Source organism: Micromonospora sp. ATA51 (assembly GCF_016802855.1).
GTDB lineage: Bacteria > Actinomycetota > Actinomycetes > Mycobacteriales > Micromonosporaceae > Micromonospora > Micromonospora sicca.
On the sequence record NZ_JAEVHJ010000430.1, the window covers coordinates 1 to 4,539 of the forward strand.

Annotated in this window: 4 protein-coding genes; all 4 read left to right on the forward strand. The window is 72.5% G+C overall.

All coding sequences use genetic code 11. The annotated features are described in order from the left end of the window. The coding region (locus JNW87_RS35140) for a class I SAM-dependent methyltransferase (protein ID WP_238455175.1) at nucleotides 1-849 on the forward strand (849 nt) is incomplete at its 5' end. Nucleotides 850-904: 55 nt separating this feature from the next. Continuing rightward, nucleotides 905-1,906 carry a hypothetical protein gene (locus JNW87_RS35145; protein ID WP_109800702.1) on the forward strand — a complete coding sequence of 334 codons (1,002 nt, stop codon included), beginning with the start codon at nucleotides 905-907 and terminating at the stop codon, nucleotides 1,904-1,906. Next, entirely contained in the window at nucleotides 1,903-2,556 is a 654-nt protein-coding gene (locus JNW87_RS35150) for a hypothetical protein (RefSeq protein WP_109800703.1), read from the forward strand. The genes JNW87_RS35145 and JNW87_RS35150 overlap by 4 nt, the downstream gene beginning before the upstream one ends. Before the next feature lie 16 nt (nucleotides 2,557-2,572). After that, a complete protein-coding gene (locus tag JNW87_RS35155) occupies nucleotides 2,573-3,475 on the forward strand; it encodes an inositol monophosphatase family protein (protein ID WP_109800704.1) in 903 nt (300 codons plus the stop codon). The last annotated feature ends 1,064 nt before the right edge of the window (nucleotides 3,476-4,539 follow it).

Consider the following 4,539-nt stretch of genomic DNA (forward strand, 5'->3'; position numbering starts at 1 on the left):
CGCGGGCCGCGCCACGCGGAGGAGGCGCGCCACGAACCGCTCCGACGGCAGTGCTCAGTCGCGGCGCAGCCAGAGCACGCCGAGCGGGGGCACCCGCAGGCGCACGGCCGCCGGGCCAACCGGCGCAGCTACCACGACGGCGCCAGGGTCAACGGGTACGTCGACGACCCGTACCACCGGATCCGCCGCGCGGTCGCGGCCCGGATGGTGGCCGAGGGCGTGACCGGGCGGCTGCCGGTGCTGGAGCTGGGTTGCGGCCCGCGCGGCATGCTCGACCCGGCGGACCTGCCGGTGCCGCTGGTCCTGGCGGACCTGGCGGAGACGGCGTTGCGCGACGCCCGGCGGGCCGCCGGGCCGGGTGCGCTGCCGGCCTGCCTGGACGCCACCCGCGGCCTGCCGTTCCGGGCGGGCAGTTTCGGCGGGCTGGTCACCGGTGAGCTGATCGAGCACGTGTACGACCCGGTGGCGCTGCTGCGCGAGTGCCACCGGGTGCTGGCGCCGGGCGGGCTGCTGGTGCTCACCACCCCCAACCTGGCCACCGTGCAGGACCGGGTGTCCTTTCTGCTCGGCCGCGCTCCGCGCCAGGTCGACCCGCTGCACCCTTACCTCTGGCTGCACATCCGGCCGTTCACCGCGTCGCTGCTGCGCCGGGTGCTCCGGCGGGCCGGGTTCGTGCCGCTGGCGATCCGCTCCAATCAGGTCGGCTGGCGGCTGCCCAGCGGCCGGTGGGTCACCTCCCGGCTGCTCGCCCGCGTGGCGCCGGGCCTCGGCGGTTCGCTGATCTGCGCGGCCCGCCGGGCCGCCGGGCCGCCGTCACCGACCGTCTCGGGGCAGCCGAACAGCGTGTGATCGTGATATTGACAAAGGGCTATCATGGGGAAATCGTCATCGACCGGGGGATGTCATGGCCCGCCTCTTGACCTGGGTCGTCAACAATCTCGACGCCTTCATCGGGCTGCTCCTGGCCTTGACCGTCGCCGTCCTCGGGCTGACCAGCACCGTCAGCCAGGAGGTGGTCAACAGCGCCATCCTGCTGATCCTCGCCCTGCTCGCCCAGGCGATGCTGCGGGACCGGCTGCGCCGGGAGACCGCCGAGCACCAGGTGCGGCACGTGCTCAACGACACCCGGGACCGGCTCACCGAGCTGGTGCCGCAGATGCGGGAGATCACCGGCCCGGAGGGCGCGCTGAACCGGGCCCGGGAGGCCATCGACAGCGTCTCGATGGTCCGGGTCCTCAACGGCACCGAGGTCGGGCAGGCGCTCGCCGAGGCCCGCCGGCACACCGACCGCTGGGACTTCAAGGGCGGCACCGGCACCTACACCCGGGCGGTCACCCTGCCGGAGTGCCTCGACCACGCCCGCCGGCGCAACGCCACCCTGCACTTCTCCATCGAGATCATCGACCCGACCGACGAGGGCGTCTGCGAGCGGTACGCGCGGTTCCGGCGCAGCCTGGCGCCGAACGCGCCGGGGGAGCGGTGGACCGTCGACCGCACCCGCAAGGAATCCTTCGCGACCGTGCTGGCCGCCTGCTGGCACCTGCAGCGGTCCGGGCTGCTCACCATCGACGTGCGGCTCTCCCCACGGATGAGCACCTTCCGCTACGACCTCTCGTCGAGCTGCGTCATCATCACCCAGGAGAATCCGCAGACCCCGGCGCTGCGCATCGACCGCAAGGAGCTGTACTACAACCGGTACAACATCGAGCTGCAGTACAGCCGGGAGCAGAGCCGGCGGGTGCCGATCGAGGCCGCCGGGCAGGTCAAGCTCGACGACGAGCCGTCCGTGGAACAGGTCCGCCGGCTGTTCACCGCGCTCGGCCTGCCGCTGCCGCGCTCCTTCGGTGACCGCGAGGTCGCCGACATCGTGGGCAAGGCCATCCAGGCGAGGGACCCGTACGCATGATGACCTACGCCGAGCTGGAACGGGAGATCGACCGGGGCACCCGGCCGGAGCTGCTGCGCCGCTGGGTGCTCGACGTGCTCGACGACGTCGCGGACGGCCGCCGGCCGCTCCGCGCGGTCCGCCACCCGCTCGGCTTCACCTGCCTGCCGGTGGACCGCACCGGCCCCGACGGGATCTGCGTGCACGCCTGGCCGGCCGGCCCGCCGCCGGTCGAGCCGACCACCTCCGCCATGCACTCGCACAGCTGGGATCTGCTCAGCCACGTGCTGCACGGCCGGGTGCGCAACGAGCTGATCGAGGTGACCGACGCGCCCGCCGAACCGGTCTGGCGGGTGTACGAGGTGCGCAGCCGCGCGGACGTCGACGAGATGGCCGCGACCGATCGCCTCGTCACCGCGGTGACCGCCACGGTGGAGACGCACGAGGCCGGCGACTCGTACGCGCTGCGCGCCGGCGGGTTCCACACCTCCGAGGTGGACCCCGGGCAGCCGGCCGTGACGGTGGCGCTGGGGCGTACCACGCCCGGCGGCTGCGACCTGAGCCTCGGCGCGGTGGACGGGCGCAGCCACCGGGTGCGCCGGGACCGATGCGAAGCGGCGGAGACCGCACGGATGGCGCGGGAGATCGCGCGACTGGTGGCACGGGGCTGACACGGCTGGAGGAGCCATGGACGTGAAGCCGCTCGGAACCGGGCCGGACCTGCGCGAGGCGCACCGGTTCGCGGTCGACGCCGCACGCGCCGCCGGAAAGGTGCTGCGCGCCGGCATGAGAGGCGAGCTGCACGCCCGCGCCAAGAGCGCCTCCGGCGACCTGGTCACCGACCTGGACCTGGCCGCCGAGCGGTTGATCGTCGACCGGATCCGGGCCCGCTGGCCGGAACACGGCGTGATCGCCGAGGAGGGCGGCGAGTACGCCGCCGACGACGCCTGGGCGTGGCTGGTCGACCCCCTCGACGGCACCAACAACGTGGCGATCGGGCTGCCCGCGTACGTGGTCGGCATCGCGCTCTGCGAACGCGGCTCGCCGGTGCTCGGCGTGGTCCACGACCCGGTCGCCGGCCGCACCTGGTCGGCGGTGCGCGGGCAGGGCGCGTTCGTGCACGCGGCCGGGCCGTCCGGCCGGCCGCTGCGGGCGCCGCACCGGCCGGTGCCGTCCGCCCCGGTGCTGGCCTGGACCCAGGGTCACGAGGTACGCCGGGACGACAGCACCGCCCGGGCGTTGAAGGTGGTGCTGGACTCCACCGCCCGGCGGGTGCTGCAACTGTGGGCGCCGCTGCTGTCCTGGGTGATGCTGGCGCGGGGTGACATCGACGGCATCGTCGGCTACCGGCCGGAGGCCGTCGACCTGCCCGCCGGGATGCTGCTCGCCGCCGAGGCCGGGATGGTCGTCCGGGCCCTCGACGGCGGCTGCTTCGACGACCGGTATGGCTGCCCGGCCGAGCGGCGCAGCTTCGTCGCCGGGCCGCCGGAGAGCATCGACCGGCTCGTCAAGCTGGTCACCGCGGCCCAGTGGATCGAGCCGCAGGTCCGCCACCTCACCCCGATCAGCCTCACCACCGTCGGCTGGTGATGCCACGTACTTCCACCCCGAGCAGCCTACTCGAACACACGTTCGATCCGGCCGGCTGTCGCGTGTCTAGTCCTTCGTGCGGGACGGACGGGAAGCCATACCCCCGCTACGCGGAGCTTGGCTACGTCCGCTTTAAGGGCTGTTGGGAACGGAACGGCGCTCCTTTTCCGTGCGCTCAGGGTGCATGTCGCCCGGTGTCACTGGGGGGCGACCAGGGACGTTGGTGCACAACTGTCCCGGCTCAGCACCGCACACGGGGCAGGGGCGGTACGACTCGACGGGCCCCGGATCGAGGTCCCTCGCCTGGGCCGCTCGGACGATCTCGTCGGCCGCGTGGTGTAGCTCGAGGTCCCGATGTCTCACCGCAGCCATGTGGATTCGCTGGAGCGCGCTTCGCGCCAGCTCCCCTGGGTCAGTCATCCAACCGACCTTCCCGCTATGCTCGCCGCCACACGCACCCCTGTTTGCCTGCGAAAACGCACGATACGGGCCTGCGTGGAAGCCAAATAGGCCGATCATGTCAAGCGTCTGGTGGGACGCCACCGTCCCCACCAACCGGCAGGGACGGCAGAGAACCAGCAGGAAGCGGGGTCGCCGAGCCGCTCGGCCACCAGGGCTCGCAGGTCGTCGCGGACCGCGTCGGCGTCCCACACCGCCGGATACGGCAGACGTTGTATCGCGTCCGGACGGCATGTCCGGCCTGTGCGAGCTGCCAGCACGCCTTGACCTCAAGCTCGGCGAGCAGGCCGGGCACGAGCCCGGTCGGGGTGCGGCGCGGCTCGACCCGCCCGAACCTGCCCGCGAACGTGATGAGTGCCTGGTCCACGACCTGCTGCCATCCGGAGACGTCTACGCTGTGACCAGCGGCCACCGCAACATGCGACTGTTGTCCAATCAGCCAGCCCATGCGGTGGCTGCGCTGCGCTTATCGGCCCGACCAAGATCCCGAACGGGCGGCTGCCGTACTAGATGATCGATTCCAAGGGGTGTGGGGTAGCGAGTAAGCGCAAGGGCATCCATGATCGGCGTTGCCTAGGCAACGAGACCATGGAGGCCACGTGCAC